This is a genomic window from Paenibacillus piri, assembly GCF_004354045.1.
Classification (GTDB): domain Bacteria; phylum Bacillota; class Bacilli; order Paenibacillales; family NBRC-103111; genus Paenibacillus_S; species Paenibacillus_S piri.
In genome coordinates, this window is the sequence record NZ_SMRT01000003.1 from 43,570 (window position 1) to 66,149 (window position 22,580).

Below are 22,580 nucleotides of genomic sequence, written 5' to 3' on the forward strand. Positions count from 1 at the left end.
AAAATCTTTGATTCAGGAAGGCAGGGTTTTCATTATGCCATTAGTCTCATCCACACCTTTATTGCAGGAAGCGCGCAAGCAGGGCTACGGCATCGTCGCCTTTAATGTCCATACGCTGGAGATGCTGCAGGCCGTCGTCGAAGCGGCGGAGGAAAGCCGTTCGCCGCTTATTTTGCAAACGACCGTCGGTACGGTCAAGCATTTGGGCATCGCATATATAGCCGGGGCCGCCAAAACGGCCGCAGCGCAGGCCAGCGTGCCGATCGCTCTGCATTTGGACCACTGCCAAAGCTTCGAGCTCATCATGCAGTGCATGCGCGCGGGCTATACGTCGGTTATGATCGACCAGTCGATGCATCCATTCGAGCATAACGTGGCGGTGACCCGTAAAGTAGTCGAAGCGGCCCGTGCGTTAGACGTCAATGTAGAGGCCGAGTTGGGCAAGGTCGGCGGCGTCGAGGACGACATTCATGTCGATGAGGATATGGCTGCGCTGGCCGACCCGGATGAGTGCCGGCGATTTGTCGAGCTGACCGGCGTAGCTACGCTGGCTCCGGCGATCGGCACAGCGCACGGCATTTACAAGGGAGAGCCGAATATCGATTTCGAGCGGATTGGCCAGATCGCCCGCCTGGTGGATGTGCCGCTCGTGCTGCACGGCGGCTCCGGTATTCCGGAAGCGCAGGTACGGCGCTGCGTTTCGCTCGGAATGGCAAAGATGAACGTGGCGACCGAGCTGAAAAATGCGTTTACCGCTTCGCTGCAGCAGTTTTTCGCCGAGCACCCCGGCGATCTTGACCCGCGCTCCTATATGTCCGCCGCCAAGCAGGTCGTGAAGCGGCTGGCGATGGAGAAGATGGAGCTTTGCGGCTGTACGAATAAAGCATAGTGGGTCGAATTCAAGCAGGGATAAACGGCTTCGCCGTCCTTAGGGGAACGAGCGCGTTTATCAAGGTTGTGCGAAGCAAAGTAATAAAAACTTATACTTTCTATTCAACTGAAAAAGGTGGCGTCTGCACGTGGGGAACAGTTATTTGCTCGGCATCGATATCGGAACTTCCGGCTGCAAGGTTGCGCTGTTCGAGCCTGACGGCACGGTCGTCTTCCAAGGTACGGAGCCTTATCCGACCTATTATCCGCAGCCCGGCTATGCGGAGCAAAATCCGGAGGAATGGTGGCGCGCCGTATGCGTGAATCTGCATCGAATGTTCAAGCAGGCCGGCGTACAGCCGCATCACATTAAGGGCATCGGCGTGGACGGGCAGAGCGGAGCCGCGATCGCGGTCGATCAGCGCGGACAGCCGCTCAGAAACGCGATCATCTGGCTGGATCGAAGATCCGACAAGCAGTGCGCTCAGCTTCTCGATACGATCGGCAGCGAGAAGCTGTTCGCGGTTTCCGGCAATCCGCTGGCTCCGTCCTACGTGACGGGGAAGCTGCTCTGGATGCAGGAGCATGAGCGGCATTTGTACGGTCAGGCCGCCAAGCTCGTGCAGTGCAACAGCTACATCGTCTATAAGCTGACGGGGAGATGGTCCCAGGACGTATCGCAGGGCAACGGACTGCATGCCTTCGATATCGCGGCGAAAACGTGGGATTATTCGCTGGCCGAGCAAATGGGCATCACATCGGAGCTGCTTCCGGAAATCTATGAATGCTGCGATGTCGTAGACGGGGTTACGCCGCTCGCTTCCTCGGCAACGGGGCTGGCCGCAGGCACGCCGGTCGTGGCCGGCGGTCTGGATGCCGCCTGCGCCACGCTGGGCGCGGGGGCGATCCGTCCCGGCGAGGTTCAGGAGCAGGGCGGGCAGGCCGGCGGCATGAGCATCGTCATGGACCGGCCGGTTGCCAACGACAAGCTTATTCTTAGCTGCCATGCGGTTACGGACCGGTGGATTTTGCAGGGTGGTACGGTGGGCGGCGGCAGCCTGAATTGGATGAGGAGGGAGTTTGCGGGCGACGCCGATCCGGATTTTTTCCGGCAGGCCAATGAGGAGGCAGCGCGCATTCGGGCCGGCAGCGAGGGACTGCTGTTCCTCCCTTATATGGCCGGCGAGCGTTCCCCGATCTGGGATGCCGACGCCAAAGGCGTCTTCCTCGGCTTGACGTACGAGAAGACGAGAGGGCATATGGCCCGCGCAATCATGGAGGGCTGTGCGCTGGCGCTGCGGCATAATCTGAGGACGGCGGAAGCAAGCGGCGTCCCGATTTATACGCTGCACAGCACCGGCGGCGCGGCCAACAGCGCGCTGTGGACGCAGATCAAAGCGGATGTGACGGGCAAACGGTTTAAAATCGCTTCGTCGGATTCGGCCACGACGCTTGGCGCGGCCATATTGGCCGGCATCGGAACGGGCATTTACCGGGATTACGAGGAAGCGGTCGGACGGACGGTGCGGATGAGCCGCGAATATGAGGCCGATCCGCATCATGAGCCGGTGTACGCCCGCGTATATGACATATATTTGGAAACGTACAACCGGTTGAAGGATTTATTTCCAAGGATGGGATGGTAAAGCTTATGGAAGCGAACAAGAGTATGAAAGCGGCCGTGCTTCACGGGCCGAACGACATTCGGGTGGAGGAGCTCGAAATTCCCGCATTGGAGCCGGATGAGATTTTGGTCAAGGTGATGGCAACCGGTATTTGCGGCTCCGATCTGCCGCGGGTACTGGGCGATGCGGCCCATCATTATCCGATTGTGCTGGGACATGAATTTGCGGGAACGGTAGAGCGTGTCGGCGGCGGCGTCACCCGCGTGAAAACGGGCGACCGCGTGGTCGGCGTGCCGCTCAAGCCTTGCCGGAAATGCGAAGACTGCCGCAGCGGCCATTTTGCCCAATGCAAGCATTATTCGTTCATAGGCTCCCGGGTGAACGGCAGCTGGGCGGAATATGTCGCGCTTCCGGAAAGCAATGCGATTCCGTTCGGCGAGGAGATCAGCTTCGAAGAGGCGGCGCTTGTCGAGCCGTCGGCGGTCGCGCTGCATGCGCTTCAGCTGATCGGGTTTCAGGGCGGCGAGCATGTGGCCGTGCTGGGCGGAGGCAACATCGGCCTGCTTGTTTTGCAATGGGCCCGAATTCTCGGAGCCCGGGAGGTCACGGTATTCGATATCGATGAAGAGCGGTTGAGCACGGCCCGGCAGTTGGGAGCGGATCATACCGTCAATACGCTGCGCCCCGGTTTTGAGGACGATTGGAAGCGCCTTACGGCGGGCAAAGGCTTCGGCATTGTGATGGAAACGGCCGGTTCGGACGTGACGATGAGGCTGAGCTTTGAGTTGGCGGCAAACAAGGCGAAGGTTTGTTTCGTCGGAACGCCCGTGCGCGAGCTGACATTTTCGCATAAGCAGTTTGAATTAATGAACCGCAAAGAATTTACGCTGACCGGCTCCTGGATGTCGTACAGCGCTCCGTTTCCGGGCAAGGAATGGGAGCTGACGCTTCATTTTCTCCGTAAAGGGCTGCTGAATTTGAAAGGTATCGTGTTCCGGCAGTTCGACCTGGACGGGATTAACGACGCATTTGACTTGTACCGGCAGCCGGGAGCGGTGAAGGGGAAAATATTGCTGCTGAACCGCTGACGGGCACCGTCCGCTTGCCGGCGGCAGCAAGGCGCTAGGGATGGACAGGGCGAATAATTCGAACAGATGACAACAAAAGCCCGACCCGAACCGGAGCCGTGATATAGCAGGCTATGCATGGCAAGCGGAGCCATGATCGCTATGCGGGTGCGCATGGCAAGCGGAGCCATGATCGCTATGCGGGTGCGCATGGCAAGCGGAGCCATGATCGCTATGCGGGTGTGCATGGCAAGCGGAGCCATGATCACTATGGCAGACTGTGCATGGCAAACCGTGGCCATGATCGCTATGCGGGTGCGCATGGCAAAACCCGCGGCTATAATCGCAGGGAGAGGCCGTACGTGTCAGAAGTCGAGGACAATTCATACGGAGGTAGGCTGTACATGGAAGAACCGCAAGCGGACCGCAGGATGAGAAGCGTGGAAAGACATCAGTTTATCGTTCAATATTTAAAGCAGCATAAAAGTGTGGATGTCTCGTTTCTCAGCGCCGAGCTGAAGGTATCGGAGGTGACCGTGCGCAAAGATCTGGAAAAACTCGAACGCGATAAGCTGCTGCTGCGGAGCCATGGCGGAGCTGTGCTTAACGAGCATCTGTTTCTGGAGCCTTCGTTTATCGAGAAGGAAGACCGGTACAAGGACGAGAAATCGGCGATCGCGAAGGAATCCGCCAAGCTGATCCGGGACGGCATGACGGTCGCTTTATCGACAGGCACGACGATAGGGCTGGTCACACCGCTGATTCAGGATCGCGCATCGTTGACGGTCGTTACCAATGCGATGAATGTCGCCGCCGATCTGATGAGGACCGACGGGATTCAGGTATTTCTTACGGGAGGCCATATCCGGCCGAATACGTTTGCCTTGATCGGCGAGGCCGCAGAGAAAGCGTTGGACGGCGTCTATGTGGAGGTTGCCCTGATCGGCGCCAACGGCTTTAGCATCGATCAGGGTCTGACGACTCCGAGCATGGAGGAGGCCAGAGTGGTCCGGCGGATCATCGATCATGCGCGGCATGTGGTCGCACTCGTCGACTCCAGTAAATTTGACAAGGCTGCGTTTTACCGGATCGTCGACGTGGACCGGGTCGGTACGGTGATTACCGACAGCCGCGCGCCTGCCGATACGGTGGCACAGCTGAAGGATCGCGGAATTGCTGTTATCCTGGTTGAGCCCGGCCATGCGTAAGCGTCGCCCGCGCAGCCTAGACTCGCGGTAGTGCGGGGCCTGCATGACGGAGACCGCTGGACTTCCGGACGTTTCGCTGCTGTCCAAGTGAGTGAAATACAAGGAGAAGCTGTCCGGAAGCGAGTTTGCCAATCTTGATTAACCCGCTTCGCCATCCTTGAAACGGTTTATTCAGGTTTAACGAAGCGTTCCCTGCAATTCGGAAACGAATTGGCGGATCGCCTCGTGGCCCGATTGCGCCGCCTGCCGCCGGACAAAATGCTCCTCGATCAGCCCGACGAGCGCGCTGCCGATCGCGACACCGTCGCACAGGTCGGCGGCTTTCCTGTAATGGCTGCCCGTGCCGATGCCGAAGCCGGTCACGATGGGCAGGTCCGTGCAGTTTCGGACTGTACGGATGAGCGGCTCCAGCCCGTCGTGAAGCTCGCCGCGGACGCCGGTTACGCCGATGGAGGATACGCAGTAGACGAAGCCGGAGGCGACGGATACGATGGAAGCGACCCGATCTCTGGAGGTGATGGATACGAGCGGAATATAGTCCTGGGCGTACTGCCTGCAGAAAGGGAGCACGCGGTGGCTCTCCTCGTACGGCAGGTCGGGGATAATGACGCCGTTCATCCCGCTTTCGGCCATCAGTGCGAAAGCTTGGTCCAATCCGATCTGCAGCAGCGGATTGAAGTAAGTAAACAGCACGAGCGGAACGGTCAACCCTTGCTGCCGGGCTTGCTTGGCGACATGCAAAACGTCGGCAACGGTGGTGCCCCGACCGGATAGCGCTCTCGTCGATGAGCGTTGAATGACAGGTCCGTCGGCAAGCGGGTCGGAAAAAGGAACTCCCAATTCGATCAGGCTGGCTCCCGCCGACTGGAGCGTAAGGCAAATATCGAGCGATGTTTCCGGGTCAGGGTCGCCGACAGTAATAAAAGGCACGAAAGCGGGCTTGCGTTCCCGGGCCAGCGTATCGAACATATGTTGAATTGCTGCATTCATTTTAATGTCCCTCCTGCAGTTCAAGAATCGTTTGCATATCTTTGTCGCCGCGGCCGGAAACGGTAATGACGAGCAAGTGGTCCTGCGGCAAATGCGGGGCTATTTGCAAGGCATGCGCCACGGCATGGGAGCTTTCGAGCGCGGGGATGATTCCCTCGCTCCGGCTGAGCGTACGCATCGCTTCCAGCGCCTCGTCATCCGTTACGGCGGTATAGGCAACGCGGCCTTGCTCCATCAGATAGGCATGCTCGGGACCGACCCCGGGGTAGTCCAGACCCGCGCTGATGGAATGGGCGGGCGTAATTTGACCGAAGGGCGTTTGCAGCAAATAGCTGAGGGAGCCCTGAAAGATGCCCGGGGTTCCTCTGGTCAAGGAAGCTGCATGCGCCGAGGTGTCCAGTCCCTTCCCGCCGGCTTCGACGCCGATCAACCGCACTTCCTGATGGTCAAGAAAAGGATGGAACATTCCGATTGCATTGCTGCCTCCTCCGACGCAAGCGATGACGGTGTCCGGCAAACGCCCCTTCTTGCGGAGCATTTGCGATTTCGTTTCCTCGCCGATAATACGTTGAAAATCGCGGACAAGGGTCGGATAAGGATGGGGACCGGCCGCCGTGCCGAAGATGAAAAACGTATCCTCGACATGGGCAACCCAATAGCGCAGCGTCTCGTTGCCCGCATCCTTTAACGTGCGTGCGCCGGATGTGACGGCGACAACCTCCGCCCCGAGCATGTTCATCCGCAGCACGTTGAGCCGCTGCCTGCGGATATCTTCCTCGCCCATGAAAATGGTGCATTCCATACCGAGCAGGGCGGCGACCGTAGCGGTAGCGACGCCATGCTGCCCGGCGCCCGTCTCCGCCACAAGCTTGCGCTTGCCCATCCTTTTGGCCAGCACCGCCTGCCCGATCGTATTGTTGATTTTATGGGCCCCGGTATGGTTCAAATCTTCCCGTTTCAAATAGATCCGGGCTCCGCCAAGCTGCTCCGTCAACCGTTTGGCGTACGTGAGCGGCGTCGGCCGGCCGGAATACTCCTCCAGCAATTCCAAAATCTCCGCCATAAAATCAGGCTGATTGTGAAAGTGCAGGTAGCTTTGTTCCAATTCCCGCAAAGCATGCATTAACGTTTCCGGGACGAATTGTCCCCCGTAGCCGCCGAAATAACCGGGCTGATTCGCCATCATAACGACCCCTTCCTTCATTTCATGATTTAAAAGTCCCGGCGATTCGGTTGAAGCATCGTCAGCACAGCGGTTATGGATCACCGGGACTTTTGGAATAAGGCCATTATATGGAGCTTTAGAACTTAATTTCAATAACGAACATTTGTTCAATACAGTTGCCGCGAACAATGGTTCCGCGCGCAGCGGCGCGGCGCAAAGCAGTTGCCGGCAGCAAGGCTCTTCCTATATAATGTGCAGAGAACTATGAACGATAATTCCGTTATGAACAAATGTTCAAGCAAGCTCGTTACGAAGAAGGAGGGGGATACAACGTGACCGAGTCATTTCAGGATAAACCGCGGCTGCTGGTCAAAGTCAGTACGCTTTATTATGCGGACGGGCTCAATCAGCAGCAAATTGCCGAACGGCTGGGCATTTCGCGCCCGCAAATAAGCCGTATGCTGGCAGCGGCGAAAGCCGAAGGCATCGTGCAAATTACAATCCGCAATCCGTTCTCCGAGGAGCAGGTCTATGAGCGCGCCATCTCGGAGGTGTTCGGCTTGCGGGATGTGCTTGTCGTTCAGGTGCCCGATGCGGATCAGGACCAGCAGCTTATCGATCTGCACGTGGCGAGAGAAGCCGCCTCTTTCCTGGAGGGCGTAATCAGGGATCGCGATATTGTCGGCGTGATGGCCGGCAGAACGATCGCTTCCGTCGGCGGCGCGCTTCATTATTCGGTCAAAAAAGACGTAAAGTTTGTCCCGCTCGTCGGCGGCTGGGGGGCGGAGGGCGCTTCCTGGCATGCCAACTCGAACACGCGCTTGTTTGCGGAACGGCTGAAGGCGCGCTATTTGCTGCTGAATGCGCCGGCGATCGTCGCTTCCCGGCAAACCCGGGATTTGTTTGTCCGGGAGCCGGAAATCGCGGATGTGTTGAACTGCGCCAAACAGGCTACAATAGCATTGGTCGGGATCGGGCAAGTTTCGCGAAAAGCAACCATCGTGGAGTCGGGCTATTTCGATCGCCAAAATATCGAAGACGTTCGGGCGCTGGGCGCGCTGTCCAATATATGCACCTCGTTTTTGGATGCGAACGGACGGGATGTGCCGCATGAAGCGGCGCTGCGGATGATCGGAATAAGCGTGGCCGAGCTTCGCCGCATTCCTAACGTGATCGCCGTTGCGAGCGGACGCGACAAGACGGAAGCGATCGTGTCGGCGCTGCGCGGTAGCTGTATTCATGCGCTGGTTACCGATATGGCTACCGCCCGGCGGCTGCTGGATTGGCATCGTTCGCATCCGCATATTGATAAATAGCGGCGGAGGCAGTATGCTTAATAAGAATTACAGAAAGAGGAGCGGTTGTTATCCATGCGCAGACGTTTGGTCATAGAAGCTGTAATGCTGGCTATATATGGTGAATTGTTTGTTCCGGAACGGGAAGTGGAATATTTGATTCCGTATTCGACGATTCAGGAGCTGTACGAGCTACGCGAGAGCAGGGAACCGATCATGCCGGATCGCGAGGACGAAGCCCACGTGCGAGTGAAGATCGGAGAGCTGATCAGCATGCTGGAGGAGCCGTTCAATCGTAAAAAGATGGAGCGGGCGCTATCCGTGCCCTGGAGCAAGAGCCTGCCGTTTCCGATAAACGACAACGTGTCGCTGACGGTCATTTACGCGATTGAAAATGCGGAGTACGGGGAGCAATTCGACCCGATCGAGACCGATTTGATCTTGATTTCGCTGCATGAGAAGGCGCCGCTGTTGACCGATCAGCCGGAATTTACCGATAAATTGATTGACGCCGAAGTGCCGGTTCAAGTGTACGATATGGAAGATTTTGAATATGCTGTCGAGGGAGATCACGAATAAGCTATACGAGCCGACGATGACCGGAGCCGGCCCGCTTGTTCCATATACGGTTTACGAAAATGCGCAGGAGATGAATAAATAACATCATGCAGATCGCGGCCCCTATCCGTAAGGTGCTTTTAATGAACGCGTCGTCCAACATTATTTTTAACTACATCGGTATTTTCGTAAATTTGTACATTTGGGAAAAAAGCCGCAGCATTTTCGACGTTACCTGGTTCAACCTGATTTTATTTATTACGTGGAGCCTCGCCTTCGCGCTCGGTTCCAGACTGCTGACCCGCTTTACGACGCGAGTGCTGATCCGGATGACTGCCGCCTGCGGCGCCTTGACGTTTCTGCTGCTGACCACGCTGACGCTGGACAACCGGTTGTTATGGATTGCAATCATCGCCGTCCCCGTCGGAATCATGTGGGGGTTTTACGCTTCTTCGCAAAACATTACGCTGTCGGTATTCGGCAAAGGTAAAGATTTTGAAGTGTATTTCTCGATCGCGACGATTATCGGGCAGGCGATTTCGATTTTGAATCCGGTCGTATTCGCGTTGATTATTAAGTGGATCGGTTATTCCGGCTCGTTTCTGCTCATGTTTGTATTCGTCGCCGTGCTGATGACGGTGTCGTTTATGATCCCGCCCATCACATTATCCACGGAAAAGAAGCCGCTGTTTCAAAACATGCGGTTTTCGGAAGTGTTTTCGTATCCGGCGATCCGCTGGATGGTTCCGTCCTGTCTGGCGGCGGGCGTGTTTTTGCAGTTTCAAGGGCTGTTCGCGCTTATTTTCACCTTCTCGGTGTCCAGCGACAAGCTCGTCATCGCGCTGCTGAACGTGTTGTATGCGGTGTCGGCGATTATCGCGATGGTGCTGCACCGCAGATTGAACATTCAGGGCGGCATATGGCTGAAGGTTGGCATGGTCGCGATATCCGCCGGTTTTTTGGTGGCGCTGCTGCAGCATTCCGTGTTTCTGGTCATTTCCAACATATTGACGACCGTCGGGCTGTTTTATTTCGGTACGGTATGGAACAGCGATCAGTTCCGCATTATCAGCCGCCACACCTCGATCGAGCAGGCGCGCATATTGTTATGGCGGGAATGTTTCCTGAACATATCGCGGATTTTCATTTTAATTCTCATTTTGAATGTACAGGAGCTGAAGGGCCCCGTCTTCGTTACGCTGCTCGCCTTTGCGCTTGGCTGTGCGCTGCTGATCCCGTTATTTTCGCAAAAAAGCGCGGACGCGCTGCGGCGGCAAAACCTTCATATCGAAAGCTAGCCGCGAGAAAAGCGGCTTAATCATGAACGGCACGACATTCCGGTTAGGCGGGATGTCTTTTTTTTGTTGTATTTGAAAGTATAAGATTTTATATTTTGCTTCGCACATCCTGACAAACACGCTCGTCCCCTAATAAGCATTGGGAAGCATCCGAAAACGGCAGCCCCCATGCGGAACGCTTGTTGTGATATGCTAGAGGCGAGCGGCTTGTTGCCGTCTTCAACATTTTGTATGCGTTTACAAAAAATAAAGTAAAGGAGAGCCTGCTGTATGCGACTTTTACAGGGAAATCTTTCTACCCGGTTTAAAGCGATTTATGGCATCTTTTTTTTAATCATCATTTCGTCGACCGTCTGGCTGTCCTACTTAAGCTCCAAAGGCAGCCTGGAGGATCAGCTGCGCAGCACGAACATGGCGCTGCTTACGCTGATTCAGCAAAAAATCGAAATGATGCTGCGGGAAATCGATACGAATACGATTAATTTTATTCAAGAGCCCGAGGTTGCGTTTTTTCTTAACGGCCGGTATGCGAATGACGATTTGCGGTTCAACCATTTCCGCGTGCTGAATGACCGGTTCAAAGCGCTGATGTTCTCAAACAGCAATATTTCGTCCTTCTACTTGTATTCGATTGAAAATAAATCGCTGCTGACGGATACGACGTTTTCCGATGAAGCCGACTTTTACGATACAGCCTGGCGGCAAACGCTCGCCTCGATGAAGGGCTACCAGCAGTGGCTCGATACGCGCAAGGTTACGGAAATCAGCTCCGGTCTCCATGTCGATAAAGATGTGATTACGCTGGTGCGCTCATACCCGCTGATCGGCACCCCGCAGTATCGCAAAGGCGCGGTAATCGTCAATGTCACCGAAAACACCGTCTCCAATCTGATTCAGGACGTCGACAAGCAGCGGGCGGGGCAGACGCTGGTCATCAACGAGCAGGGAATGATTATTTCTTCGCAGAACAAGAAGCAGTTGTTCCGGCCTGTCAGCAGCATCGAGGGAGCGCCGGCGCTCAGCCAGTTGGGCAGCCGGGGATATTTGATCAGCAATACGGCTAACGGAAGCTATACGACCTTTTATTTAACGTCGGCCTATAACGGCTGGAAATATGTGAGCATCGTTCCGAATCCGGAGATGAACCGTCCGCTGGAAATTATCCGCAATTTGCTGCTGACCGTCGCAGTCGGCATGTTTCTGCTGGCGATCGCGATCGTGTTTGCCGTCAGCAACTATACGTTCAAGCCGCTCGAGTTGTTCTTCCGCTCGTTTACCGGAAAAAAGATGAGCCGGCCGGGCGATCTGACCTATATGGAGCAGTTTTTCAAGCAGATGATGTCCGATAACGAAACGCTGCAGAAGCAAATGCACGAGAGCTTGCCCGCTTTGAAATGGCGGCTTATTTTGAGCCTGCTCATGGGTGACAAGGCCAATTACAACCGGATGAAGCCGTATTTCGATACGCTTGGCGTCGACCTGCATCCCGTTCAATTCATTGTGCTTGCGATCGAGCTCGATCGCATCCAGGACATCGCCGCGCCCCGCGACGTATACTTGTTTACTTACGCTATCGGCAATGTGGCGGAGGAATTGGTCGCCGGCGTGTGCAAAGGAGTATCGGTCGAGCTGACAGACGGGAAAGTCGCCGTTGTTATGAGCTTCGAGGAGGATGATGCGCAGGGCAATCAGATTCAGGCGCTACAGGTGGCCGATCTCGTCAAGGATTATGTGGAAGGCCATTTCAAGCAGACGGTGACGATCGGAGTCGGCCGGCCGCAGCTGCATCTGGAAGGCATAAACAAATCGTATCAGGAAGCGTTGAACGCGCTGAAATACAAGCTGATCATGGGCGATAACACGGTCATCTCGATCGACGATATTGCCGGCAGCCTGCTCAACGATAAATTTTACCGGATCACTGCGATGAGCGATTCGGTCGTCGGCTACATTCGCGATACCGATAAAGGGAAGACGGAGGCGCAGCTGGACAAAATTTTCGCGGAATTGAAAGCGAACAACGTCCCGCCGGAAACAATCCGGCAGCTGTGCATACAGCTCATCATGAACTCGATCAAGGTCATCTCGGATAAAGGGCTGGAAATTAAAGAGTTTCTCGACCCGAAGGAAAATATATACGACCGGATCGAATCATGCGCCAACGTGGACGAGATCAAGAGCTACATCTCCTCCTTTTTGCATCAGCTCATCGTCCGCACCGAGGAGAAACGGTTAACCAGAAGCGGCAACGAAACGATCAAGCAAGTGATGTCCTACCTGGAGCAGCATTATATGGACAGCGACCTGTCGCTCAATTTGCTTGCCTCGCGGTTCGGTCTGAGCGTCCCCTATATGAGCAAACTGTTCAAGGAGACGACGGAAACGAATTTCATGGATTGGCTGATTCAAATCCGGATGGAAAAATCGAAGGAGCTGCTCCTCGATCCGAAGCTGAAAATCAATGCGATTGCGGAGAGCGTCGGCTATAACAGCGCGCACAGCTTTATCCGTATTTTCAAGAAATATACCGGGCAAACGCCTGGGGAATTCAGGGAAAACATGAAAAAAAGTACAGGTGATAAAAAGTGAACATCCCCATTTCTTAAAAAAAGCGAAGACCATAAAAAGAGAACATTTCCAAGCTGCGGCATGCCCTTTACGATGAAAAAGTAATCGGCAGGCAGTTACGGGAGGGAGGTGTCGCAATGAAATCGCAAACCGGCGGGGCAACGGCACAAGCCGGCGCTCATGCATCGACGAAGCCGACAAGGCTGCAGCTGGCGTGGAAGTATCTCAAGCGGGACAAATATTTGTACCTGCTGCTGCTGCCCATACTGGCTTATTACATTATATTTAAATACGCTCCGATGTTCGGTGAAATCATTGCCTTTAAAAATTACAGGTTTGCCGATGGCATCTGGGGGAGTCAGTGGGTTGGGCTGAAGCATTTCCAGCGGCTGTTTACGAGTCCGGATTTTTTCAAGGTTTTAAAAAATACGCTTCTATTGAATGTGTACGGCATTGTGTTTGCGTTTCCGGTTCCGATCGTGCTGGCCGTCATCTTGAACGAAGTTCGCATCGAGTGGTACAAACGGACGATTCAGAACCTGCTGTACATCCCGCATTTTATTTCGTGGGTCGTGCTTGGCGGTATCGTGATCGCGCTGCTGTCCCCATCGACAGGCGTCGTCAACATTGCGCTCGTCAAGCTGTTCGGGATCGAGCCGATCTACTTCATGGCCAGCAATTTCTGGTGGCCGATCGCGTTCATTTTGTCCGGAATTTGGCAAAATGCCGGCTGGGGGACGATTCTGTATCTCGCCGCGATGGCGGGAATCGATCCGCAGCTGTATGAAGCGGCCAAAATCGACGGAGCCGGCAAGCTGCGGCGCATATGGCATGTTACGCTGCCGGGCATCCGCAGCACGATCGCGATTTTGCTCATTTTGCGGGTAGGGCAGATGATGGACGTCGGCTTCGAGCATATTTTCGTCATGCAGAACAAGGCAGTCTATGAAGTTTCCAACGTCATCAGCACTTATGTGTACCATGTCGGTCTGGAAGGGGCGCAGTACAGCTATACGACCGCGCTCGGATTGTTTCAATCGGTGATCGGCCTTATATTGATCGTCAGCGTCAATAAAATCATTAAAGCCATGGGTGAAAACGGGCTATGGTAAGGAGGGAAATGCGGTGTCCGGCAATCAGCCGTTGTTGGTAAAGCTGGTTTATGTTCTCGTCTATGTGCTGCTGGCTGTGCTTGCCATGATGACGTTGTTTCCGTTCATTCATGTGCTGGCTACATCCATGAGCAGCTCGCGGGCCGTTATGTCGGGGGAAGTGTTTTTATGGCCGAAGGAAATTACGTTTCTGTCGTTTTCCAATTTGATTGACGACGGCCAACTGTTCGTTGCGATGAAAAATACGGTATTGATCACCGTCGTCGGGACTGTGCTCAATATCGCCGCCACCATCATTGCGGCGTACCCTTTAAGCCGCAAGCGGTTGAAGGGGCGCAACGCGATGCTGATGTTCATTACATTCACGATGCTGTTCGGCGGCGGCATCATTCCGAATTATATTTTGATCAAAACGCTGGGCATTATGAATTCGTACTGGGCGCTTTGGCTGCCCGGCTTGTTAAGCACGTATAACTTTTTCGTTATGAAGACGTTTTTCGAGAACCTGCCTTCGGAGCTGGAGGAGTCTGCGGCCATCGACGGGGCGAATGATCTGGTCATTATTTGGAAAATCATCCTGCCGCTATCGATGCCGATCATTGCGGCGCTGACGTTATTTTATGCGGTAAGCTGGTGGAATTCGTATATGAACGTGCTGATGTACATTACGGGCTCGGGCAAGCAGTCGCTCATGGTCAAGCTGCTGCAGATGATCGATACGACAAGTCAAAATCTGCTCAACTCGAATGCGACCAACGGCGGCGAAGGGGCCGCCATGCAAAATTTGGTGACACCGGAAGGGATACGGGCGGCGGCTATTATCATATCGGTTGCGCCGATCTTGACGATTTATCCTTTCCTGCAAAAATATTTTGTAAAAGGCGTATTGATCGGCTCCATCAAAGGGTGAACACGGCGAGCGGAGTGCGGAGCGGAGCGATTGAAGCGACGTAAAAACGAAAAAGACGGAGGCGATCTTTCGATGTTAAAACGAAAACATACGGCGTTTCTGCTGGCGGCCGCTCTATTGACGATTGCGGCATGCTCTTCGGAGGGCGGATCGGGCAAGAGCGGGGATACGGCGAAGGACAGCGGTGGCGACAAAAAGAAAAAGCTGGAGGTCAGCGTCTCGATCCTGGACCGCGGCCAGGTGGCGAGCGACGAAGGTACGTACGAGAGCAACCGGGTGACCAAATTTATTAATGAAAAGTCGGGCATCAACGTGAAATGGGTGCCGGTTATCCGGACGGAATCGACCAAAAAGCTGAATACGCTGATCGCTGCGGGAGAAGCGCCGGACTTGATGTGGGAATTCGGCCGCGACTACATGTCGACCTTGAAGGATCAGGGCGCGATTCAGCCGATCGACGATTATATCGAGAAGTACAGCACGACTTACAAAAATTATTTGAAAGCGCATCCGGAGTTGAAGCCGTATACGATGTTCGACGGCAAGACGTACATTGCAACCAGCGCGCGCGGCATTGACGCAATTGCCAATCACGGGATGTGGATTCGTCAGGATTGGCTCGATAAGCTCGGGTTGAAAATGCCTCAGACGATGGAGGAACTGGTCACGGTTATGCGTGCATTCAAAGAAAAGGATCCGGACGGCAACGGCAAAAACGACACGGTGGGCGCCGCCTTCAACTTTAACTATACCGGCATCATCCAGGCGATGTTCGCAGCTCACGGCGGGCTGTGGTATTTGGAAAACGACAAGCTGGTCAAAGGCAACTTTACCGACAGGTATACCGATGTATTGGCGCAGCTGAAGCAATATTTCGACGAAGGGCTGATCGACAAAGAATACATTACCGATAAAAACTACCAGAAGGAAAGGCAGCTGCTTGTTACAGGCAAGGCCGGCGTATACATGGCGAGCTGGAACATTGCGGCCGAATACCGCGAGCTGAAGCAGAACGTGCCGGACGCCAAGCTCGTGCCGCTCGAACCGGTCTCGACGAAGTACGGGAAATTCGGCTTGTTCCAGGAGCCGCCTGCCAACAAGCTGATCGTATTCAATAAAAATATGAAAGACCCGGAAGCTGCCGTGAAGCTGCTCGATTGGATGATCGACAAAAACTGGTTCGATATCCGCTTCGGCCAGGAGGGAGTGCATTACAAGCTCGTGAACGGCGTTCCGCAGGCGATCGATGCCGAGAAAAACAAGAAGGAGCTGCTGTACGCTCCCGAATATGCGGTGCTCGACCAATGGAGTCCGAAGCCGGAGGACTTCCCGATTATGGCCGCTCAGGACGCCATCTCCCAGGAATACGCCAAGGTACAGGGAGAGTCGCTGAAGGTCGCGATGAAAAATAAATTCAGACGCGATATCCCGTTCAACCCGACGTTTCCGGAGCTGAGCGAGCTCTCGACCGCATTTGCGCCGCTGGCCGAGGAAATTGAGACGAAGGTCATCACCGGAGGCAATCAATACAACGCGCAATGGGGCATTGAGCAGCTGCGCAAGGAATGGAAGCGGCTTGGCGGCGATAATGTCGATAAGCTGGCCCAGCAGTGGTATGAGAAAAATGTAAAGGGCAAGTAAGCGGGGCGAGCCTCCCTCCCAGGATGGAGACGGGGGCTTGTTCGGTCGGGAAATTGTTGGCGCAGTCATGCTCAAGACGATCTGGTTACGGAGAGCGAGGTACGCCTGGAACAACAACAATCATGGTAAGAAGCTTCAAATGTGTATCTGTTCGGAAGAGAAGCATGGAATACTGCCAAGCCAATGGCTGCATAACGAATCAATAATCGAAAAGGAAGGAGCGTGAGACGACCATGTCAATGGACGCCAAACCAATGCTGCTGCGGGAACTGGACAGCTGGCACCGGGAGTATGACCGCGAGGTGCGGATGGTGCGCAAGCCGTTTCATACCCCCGGCTACCACAGCACGTTGAAAAATGTGGATTATACTCATCCTACGCTGGCCGCATTGGTATATGCGCTGGCGCTGCTGGACAGCGGTCTGACGGACAACATCGACCGGGCTTCCGGCATTATCGAAAAGGTGATCAGCCTGCAGGATCAAAACCGCGAGAACAACACCTTTGGGATCTGGTCCTGGTTTCTGGAGGAGCCGCTGACGATGATGGCTCCGCCCGATTGGAACTGGGCCGATTTCTGCGGAAAGCGGCTTGTATTGGCCGAGCAGCGGCATGCGGAGCTGCTCCGTCCGGAGCTGCGCGCGCAAATCAAGCAGGCGCTGTTCTGCGCATGCGATGCGATCATCAAGCGCAACGTCGGCCCCGGCTACACGAATATTGCGATCATGGGCGCATTCGTAACGCTGATTACCGGGGAATTATACGGGCATCAGCCGTACGCGGACTACGGATTGGAGCGGCTGCGCAAATTCAGCGACTATACGAAGGAGCTCGGGACGTTCCAGGAATACAACAGCCCGACGTATACGATCGTAGCGATCCAGGAGCTGTCGAGCATTCATACCTCGACGCACAACCCGGAGGCAAAGCGGCTCAGTGCCGACATGTTGGATGTAGCTTGGCGTATGGTTGCCGAGCATTTCCATGCGCCGAGCCGCCAATGGTCGGGGCCGCATAGCCGCAGCTACAGCACGGCGATGACGCCGGGCGTCCTGTCTTTCCTGCAGATGGCCAGCGGCGGCACGCTGTCCTTGATGGACAACGGGGACATTGCGTACAATCTGGACTGGTACGGCAATGAGATTCATTGCCCTGACCGTTATTTGCCGGCGTTCCGGCAGACGGCGGCGGCTACGATCCGGCAAGCCATCCATAAAGACGAGACGGGCCGCGTCTTCAATACGGCGACGACGTATATGGACGGACCTGTCAGCATCGGGACGTTCAGTAAAGACGTCATGTGGAACCAGCGGCGCAACCTGCTTGCCTACGTGCGGAACGGCGACAGCTTCAGCTACATGCATCTGCGCTTTTTACATGACGGCTACGACTATTCGTCGGCCATATTTACGAGCGCGCAGGAGCAAGCGGACGTGCTGTTCGGCATCGGCTTCTGCACGAACGGGGGCGACACCCACATCGGGCTGGACCCGATTGACGGCACGATCGAAGCGGCCGATTTGCGGCTGCGCTTTGAAATCGGCGGCAGTCTGGAGCAGGTTCAGGCTTCCGCCCCTGAACGCGAGGCAGAGGAAGCTGCCGTGCAGTTGGCGGGACAAACAATGCGCGTACGCGCATTGTTCGCCGCCTTCGACGGCGGGCAGCCCGGCTGGGAGCTCGTACAAGACGGGCAGAGGCTGTGTCTTGACTATGTGATCTATGCGGGCGATCGCAAGCGGTTTGACTTTCGCAGCATGGAGCGGGCGCTGCTGCTGTTCGCGTTCCGCTTAAGCGACGAAGCGGGGGAGGATGCGGCTCTGGACGCGTCGGCGGATGCCGCGTCCGTCGAAGGCGGGGGGCATGCGGGCGCAGCCGTGCATGCCGAGCTTCAGCGCGCCGGCGGTACGGCGCTGCAGCTGACGCTGCCGCTCAAGCCGGCAGAGAAGCAGGTTCTGCTGCGGGCTTAGATGAGCTCCTTTCTAATAATTGATTCCGGCAAGCTTGCATGCATGAACCATGAAAGACAACGATTTCGAGTATAGGCAGGGCAGACGAATGCTTAAATTTGTCTGCCCTTTCCTTATTGATCCCTAGCGACATGAACGAGAAGAGCTAAAATCGCATTCGATTGAGTCTTTCGTCAGGGGAGGTACGAATGACGGTTTTGAAGTACGGTTCTAAAGTACGTTCTGAAGTACGTTCTGAAGTACGTCTTGACAAGATTTGAATTCCTGCGTCACAATATAAATACTTATAATGTCTAGAGGAGTAGAGGTAATTATGCAAGCTAAGCAGTACGTGATCAAGCAGTCTCTGGAATCGATGATGGAGAGCGGAAAGCTGCGTATCGGCGAACGTTTGCCCTCGGAGCTGCAAATGGCCAAGGAGTTCGGCGTCAGCCGCGAAACGTTTCGTTCGGCCGTCCGGATGCTGGAGAAAGAGGGGAAATTGCTCGTCAAGCACGGCGTAGGGACTTTCGTCATTCAACCGCTTCCGCTGATCCCAAGCTCGCTTGAGAAGCTGGCAAGCATAGGCAATATTATCCGGACGGCGCAATTGGACGAGGGCGAAAGCCGCGTCTCGCTCAAGACCGAAGGCTGCTCTCCGGAGGCCGCGCAAGCGCTCGGCATTCAACCGAACGACCCGGTCGTCAACCTGGAGCGCGTGCGTACGGCGTCCGGCGAGCCGGTCGCTTTCTCCATCAATGTGATTCCGCGAAGCATTGCCGGGGATGCTTTTGACGAGGGCAAATTTCATGGCTCGCTGCTGGACTTTTTCGAGAAGCGTCTCGGCCGCAAAATCGCAACCGCAGACTCTGAAATTTGCGTGCCGCTGCATATCGATCGGAACTGCCAGCGTCTGCTGCTTCATCCCCAAACGACGGTGCTGCTCTTGAAGCAGGTGCATTATGACGATGCGAACAAGCCGGTGCTGTACTCGCTCGACTATTTGCGCAACGATGTGTTTACCTTCCGGATCCGACGAACCACATAACCGCCTATATCCATTTAGCAACCCCGGTCTGCCCCGCAGATCGGGGTTGCTGCGCATTTACAATATATTTAATTGTATTTGACGATCCTCTAATAATCTTCGGCTAATATATCCATAGAGCCTAAAGATGTCTATACCTCTTGTGAGATTGAAAGGAGCCTTTTATGGGTTGGAACATTAAACTCGTCTCGTACAAAGCGTGGATCGAATGGTCGATCCTGTTGATTTTCGCTTTCTTCTTCATGGGACCGCTGCTCAACCTGTTGATACTTGCCTTCTCCGGCAAGTGGCAGTTCCCCGCGATCCTGCCTCAGGAATGGTCGTTCTCGTGGTGGAAATACGTATTGACGCAAAACGAGGTGATCGAATCCATCTCGCTTTCGTTCGGCATTGCCTCCGTCGTGACACTCCTGTCCGTAATCGTTTGCTTGCCGGCGGCTTACGCGTTTGCCCGAATCAGGTTTCGACTAAGCAAGCTGTTCCTGTTCTCGTTTTTATTAACGCATGCTTTTCCAAAAATGGGTCTGTACGTGTCGATCGCTGTTCTCTTCTTCAAGCTCAACCTGATGAACACATTCCTCGGCGTCGTGCTCATCCATATGGTCAACACGCTGATGTACATGACGTGGATTCCCGCAGCGGCCTTCAAGAGCGTTCATCATTCCCAGGAAGAGTCGGCGCGGGACGCGGGGGCCGGACCGTTCCGGGTGTTCTGGTACATCACGCTGCCGATGGCGCTTCCAGGCATTGTCGTAGCTTCGATCTTCACGTTCCTGTCGTCGCTTGACGAGGCTCAGGGGACATTTATGGTAGGGATTCCGGACTTCCGCACCATGCCTCTTATCATGTACACCATTGTTCAGAACTACCCGACGACGGCAGGCGGCGTCTTCTCGATTATCCTGACGCTGCCGACGATTCTTCTTTTGCTGGCTGCACGCCGCTTCATCAATGCGGATGTGTTGTCGAGCGGATTTACAATCAAATAGGGGGCGGACGCAATGACTCTCCAACAACCTCAATTGTCCATTAAGAACTTTCAGAAGGTGTTCAAAACGGGTGACGGCGTGAAAGGCGTGAATCTGGATGTGAGCAAGGGCGAGCTCGTTACGCTGCTGGGCCCGTCCGGCTGCGGCAAGACGACGGTACTCCGCGCGGTTGGCGGCTTCCTGGAGCCTGACAGCGGCGATATCCTCATCGAGGGCCAAAGCGTGCTTAAAGTACCGCCGGAGAAGCGGCCGACGGCGATGGTGTTCCAAAGCTACAATCTTTGGCCGCACATGACCGTATTCGATAATCTCGCTTTTGGTTTGAAAATCCGGAACGTTAAAAAGGAGGAGATTCGGGCCGCCGTCGATAAAGCACTGCATCTTGTCCGCCTGCCCGGCACCGAGAACAAGATGCCCGGCCAGTTGTCCGGCGGACAGCAACAGCGGGTTGCCGTTGCACGCGCGCTGCTTCTCGAGCCGGCCGTACTGCTGCTGGACGAGCCGTTTTCGGCGCTCGATGCCAAGCTCCGCCTGGAGATGCGCGAAGAGCTGCGGGAGATCCAGGCGAGCACGGGGCTCACGATGGTATTCGTAACGCACGATCAAGAGGAGGCGCTGTCGATCTCCGACCGGATCGTCGTCATGAATGCCGGACGCATCGAGCAAATCGATACGCCGCAGCGCATTTACGACCATCCCGAGTCGCTTTTCGTCGCACAGTTCATCGGACGGATGAACTTTCTGTCAGGGCATGGCGCCGGCGCCTCTGTCGATATTCAGGGCCGACGCTTCCCGGTCGAACGCAACCTCGCGGGAACGGTCACCGCAGCCATCCGCCCGGAGGATGTGTTCATTGTCGAAACTGCCGATCAAGTACAAGAACACAGGGATGTATTCCCGGCAACCGTACGTCAAGTGATGATCCTCGGCCATTATGCCGAAGTGACGGCGGACACCGAGGCCGGGCCCGTCAAGCTGTTCGTGCCTCGCGAGCGAGCCGCTTCGCTGCATCACGGACAATCGATACCTATTGGTTTTGCGCGGGTAACCGCATATGCAGGATAAATTCAAAACAATCCTTGAGGAGGCAGCAATATGATGAAACAGTGGATGAAAAGAATGCTGAAAGGCAAAACTTTGGCGCTCGCCGCAACAGCGATGGCCGTCGCCCTTAGCGGCTGCGGCAAGGTCGAGCAGGCCGCATCGAACGGAAGCGCGCAGGGCTCGGCGCAAACGAGCAGCGCCAAACCGGTCGAGATCAACTTTTACTTCTCCGGCTCTGCCAACGTGAAGGAAATGTGGGAGACGCTTGCTCCGCAATTCGAGAAGGCGAACCCGGGTATCAAGGTGAAGCTCGTACACCTGCCGGACGGGCAAGCTGAAGGAGCGGCAGTCGATAAATTGCTGGGCGCCAAGAAAGCCGGGCAGAAGAGCATAGACATTGACGTTTTCGAGACGGGCCTGAGCAATTTGACCAAAGGCGAGAAGGACGGCGTATGGCAGAAGCTTGATCAGACTATCATCCCGAATTTGAGCAAGGTGGACTCCGCTTACATGAACGACGTCCATCAGCTTGCCGTGCCTTACCGCGCTTCGTCCGTCGTGCTCGCATACAACAGCAAGAACGTACCGACGCCGCCGAAGACGGCGGACGAGCTGTACGATTGGATCCGCAAGCATCCGGGCAAGTTCGCTTACAACGATCCTGCTACAGGCGGCTCGGGCTCTTCGTTCGTACAGACTGCCATCTATAACTTCCTGCCTCCCGACGCAATCCACAATGAGGATCCGGCTATCATGAAGCAGTGGGATAAAGGTTTTGCGCTGCTCAAGGAACTCGGTCCTTTCATGTACCAAAAAGGCGTATATCCGAAGAAAAACCAGGGCACCCTTGACATCCTCGCCAGCGGCGAAGTCGACATGATTCCGGCATGGTCCGATATGGGTCTCGAGCAGCTCAGCAAGAAGATGCTTCCGGAGACCGTCAAGCTGACTCAAATTCAGCCCGCTTTTACCGGCGGTCCGTCCTACATCGCGATCCCGGCGATGTCCGAGAAGAAGGAAGCTTCGCAGAAGTTCATCAATTATGCATTGACCCCCGAAGCTCAGACGGTCGTTATCAACAAAATGTATGGCTATCCGGGAATCAAGTGGTCCGAGATGCCGGATGAATTGCAGAAGAAATTCGAAAGCGTGGCGAAAGGCTACCGCACCTTTACCATCGGCTCGTTAGGCGACGAAATTAACAAGCGTTGGCAGCGGGAAGTCGCCGGAGGCAACTAATACAGCG

Annotated in this window: 19 protein-coding genes; 17 read left to right on the forward strand and 2 right to left on the reverse strand. The window is 55.2% G+C overall.

Annotated features, from left to right (window positions below):
* The first annotated feature begins 34 nt into the window (after nucleotides 1-34).
* The 5 genes from E1757_RS08515 to E1757_RS08530 all read left to right on the forward strand — a co-directional run bounded on the left by E1757_RS08515 (nucleotide 35) and on the right by E1757_RS08530 (nucleotide 4,770).
* Nucleotides 35-889, forward strand: a complete 855-nt coding sequence (locus E1757_RS08515) for a class II fructose-bisphosphate aldolase (protein ID WP_181956624.1) — start codon at nucleotides 35-37, stop codon at nucleotides 887-889.
* 130 nt (nucleotides 890-1,019) lie between these two features.
* The gene (locus E1757_RS08520; protein WP_133226764.1) at nucleotides 1,020-2,516 is read left to right on the forward strand and encodes a xylulokinase; all 1,497 of its coding nucleotides are present in this window, start codon (nucleotides 1,020-1,022) and stop codon (nucleotides 2,514-2,516) included.
* A gap of 5 nt (nucleotides 2,517-2,521) precedes the next feature.
* Complete coding sequence (locus E1757_RS08525) at nucleotides 2,522-3,583, forward strand: galactitol-1-phosphate 5-dehydrogenase (protein ID WP_246079092.1); 1,062 nt, start codon at nucleotides 2,522-2,524, stop codon at nucleotides 3,581-3,583.
* 117 nt (nucleotides 3,584-3,700) lie between these two features.
* Complete coding sequence (locus E1757_RS35715; RefSeq protein WP_165972021.1) at nucleotides 3,701-3,997, forward strand: hypothetical protein; 297 nt, start codon at nucleotides 3,701-3,703, stop codon at nucleotides 3,995-3,997.
* On the forward strand, nucleotides 3,967-4,770 hold the full coding sequence (locus E1757_RS08530; protein ID WP_165972022.1) for a DeoR/GlpR family DNA-binding transcription regulator: 804 nt from the start codon (nucleotides 3,967-3,969) through the stop codon (nucleotides 4,768-4,770). The genes E1757_RS35715 and E1757_RS08530 overlap by 31 nt, the downstream gene beginning before the upstream one ends.
* A 177-nt stretch (nucleotides 4,771-4,947) precedes the next feature.
* Here the strand turns inward: E1757_RS08530 and trpA are convergent, their stop codons facing one another.
* Nucleotides 4,948-5,760, reverse strand: coding sequence for a tryptophan synthase subunit alpha (gene trpA / locus E1757_RS08535; protein ID WP_133226768.1), 813 nt, complete (start codon nucleotides 5,758-5,760; stop codon nucleotides 4,948-4,950).
* Between the two features lies 1 nt (nucleotide 5,761).
* Entirely contained in the window at nucleotides 5,762-6,946 is a 1,185-nt protein-coding gene (gene trpB, locus E1757_RS08540) for a tryptophan synthase subunit beta (RefSeq protein ID WP_133226770.1), read from the reverse strand.
* A gap of 311 nt (nucleotides 6,947-7,257) precedes the next feature.
* Here trpB and E1757_RS08545 point away from each other — a divergent pair, with 311 nt between their 5' ends.
* The 12 genes from E1757_RS08545 (at nucleotide 7,258) to E1757_RS08600 (ending at nucleotide 22,573) form a co-directional block, all read left to right on the forward strand.
* Complete coding sequence (locus E1757_RS08545) at nucleotides 7,258-8,241, forward strand: sugar-binding transcriptional regulator (protein ID WP_133226772.1); 984 nt, start codon at nucleotides 7,258-7,260, stop codon at nucleotides 8,239-8,241.
* A 54-nt stretch (nucleotides 8,242-8,295) separates the two neighbouring features.
* Nucleotides 8,296-8,799 carry an ADP-heptose synthase gene (locus E1757_RS08550; RefSeq protein WP_133226774.1) on the forward strand — a complete coding sequence of 168 codons (504 nt, stop codon included), beginning with the start codon at nucleotides 8,296-8,298 and terminating at the stop codon, nucleotides 8,797-8,799.
* A gap of 122 nt (nucleotides 8,800-8,921) precedes the next feature.
* Nucleotides 8,922-10,076: an MFS transporter gene (locus tag E1757_RS08555; RefSeq protein WP_133226776.1), complete on the forward strand. Its 1,155-nt coding sequence runs from the start codon at nucleotides 8,922-8,924 to the stop codon at nucleotides 10,074-10,076.
* Nucleotides 10,077-10,346: 270 nt separating this feature from the next.
* Nucleotides 10,347-12,665 (forward strand): helix-turn-helix domain-containing protein, encoded by a 2,319-nt coding sequence (locus E1757_RS08560; RefSeq protein ID WP_133226778.1) that lies wholly within the window; start codon nucleotides 10,347-10,349, stop codon nucleotides 12,663-12,665.
* Between the two features lie 116 nt (nucleotides 12,666-12,781).
* Nucleotides 12,782-13,756: an ABC transporter permease gene (locus E1757_RS08565; RefSeq protein WP_133226780.1), complete on the forward strand. Its 975-nt coding sequence runs from the start codon at nucleotides 12,782-12,784 to the stop codon at nucleotides 13,754-13,756.
* Nucleotides 13,757-13,769: 13 nt separating this feature from the next.
* Nucleotides 13,770-14,666, forward strand: a complete 897-nt coding sequence (locus E1757_RS08570) for a carbohydrate ABC transporter permease (RefSeq protein WP_246079093.1) — start codon at nucleotides 13,770-13,772, stop codon at nucleotides 14,664-14,666.
* Between the two features lie 72 nt (nucleotides 14,667-14,738).
* The gene (locus E1757_RS08575; protein WP_133226782.1) at nucleotides 14,739-16,307 is read left to right on the forward strand and encodes an extracellular solute-binding protein; all 1,569 of its coding nucleotides are present in this window, start codon (nucleotides 14,739-14,741) and stop codon (nucleotides 16,305-16,307) included.
* Between the two features lie 233 nt (nucleotides 16,308-16,540).
* The gene (locus E1757_RS08580; RefSeq protein ID WP_133226784.1) at nucleotides 16,541-18,274 is read left to right on the forward strand and encodes a hypothetical protein; all 1,734 of its coding nucleotides are present in this window, start codon (nucleotides 16,541-16,543) and stop codon (nucleotides 18,272-18,274) included.
* Nucleotides 18,275-18,587: 313 nt separating this feature from the next.
* The gene (locus E1757_RS08585; protein ID WP_133226786.1) at nucleotides 18,588-19,301 is read left to right on the forward strand and encodes a GntR family transcriptional regulator; all 714 of its coding nucleotides are present in this window, start codon (nucleotides 18,588-18,590) and stop codon (nucleotides 19,299-19,301) included.
* Between the two features lie 164 nt (nucleotides 19,302-19,465).
* On the forward strand, nucleotides 19,466-20,290 hold the full coding sequence (locus E1757_RS08590; RefSeq protein WP_133226788.1) for an ABC transporter permease: 825 nt from the start codon (nucleotides 19,466-19,468) through the stop codon (nucleotides 20,288-20,290).
* Between the two features lie 12 nt (nucleotides 20,291-20,302).
* Nucleotides 20,303-21,355, forward strand: coding sequence for an ABC transporter ATP-binding protein (locus E1757_RS08595; protein WP_133226790.1), 1,053 nt, complete (start codon nucleotides 20,303-20,305; stop codon nucleotides 21,353-21,355).
* A 30-nt stretch (nucleotides 21,356-21,385) separates the two neighbouring features.
* Nucleotides 21,386-22,573, forward strand: coding sequence for an extracellular solute-binding protein (locus E1757_RS08600; RefSeq protein ID WP_342774522.1), 1,188 nt, complete (start codon nucleotides 21,386-21,388; stop codon nucleotides 22,571-22,573).
* The last annotated feature ends 7 nt before the right edge of the window (nucleotides 22,574-22,580 follow it).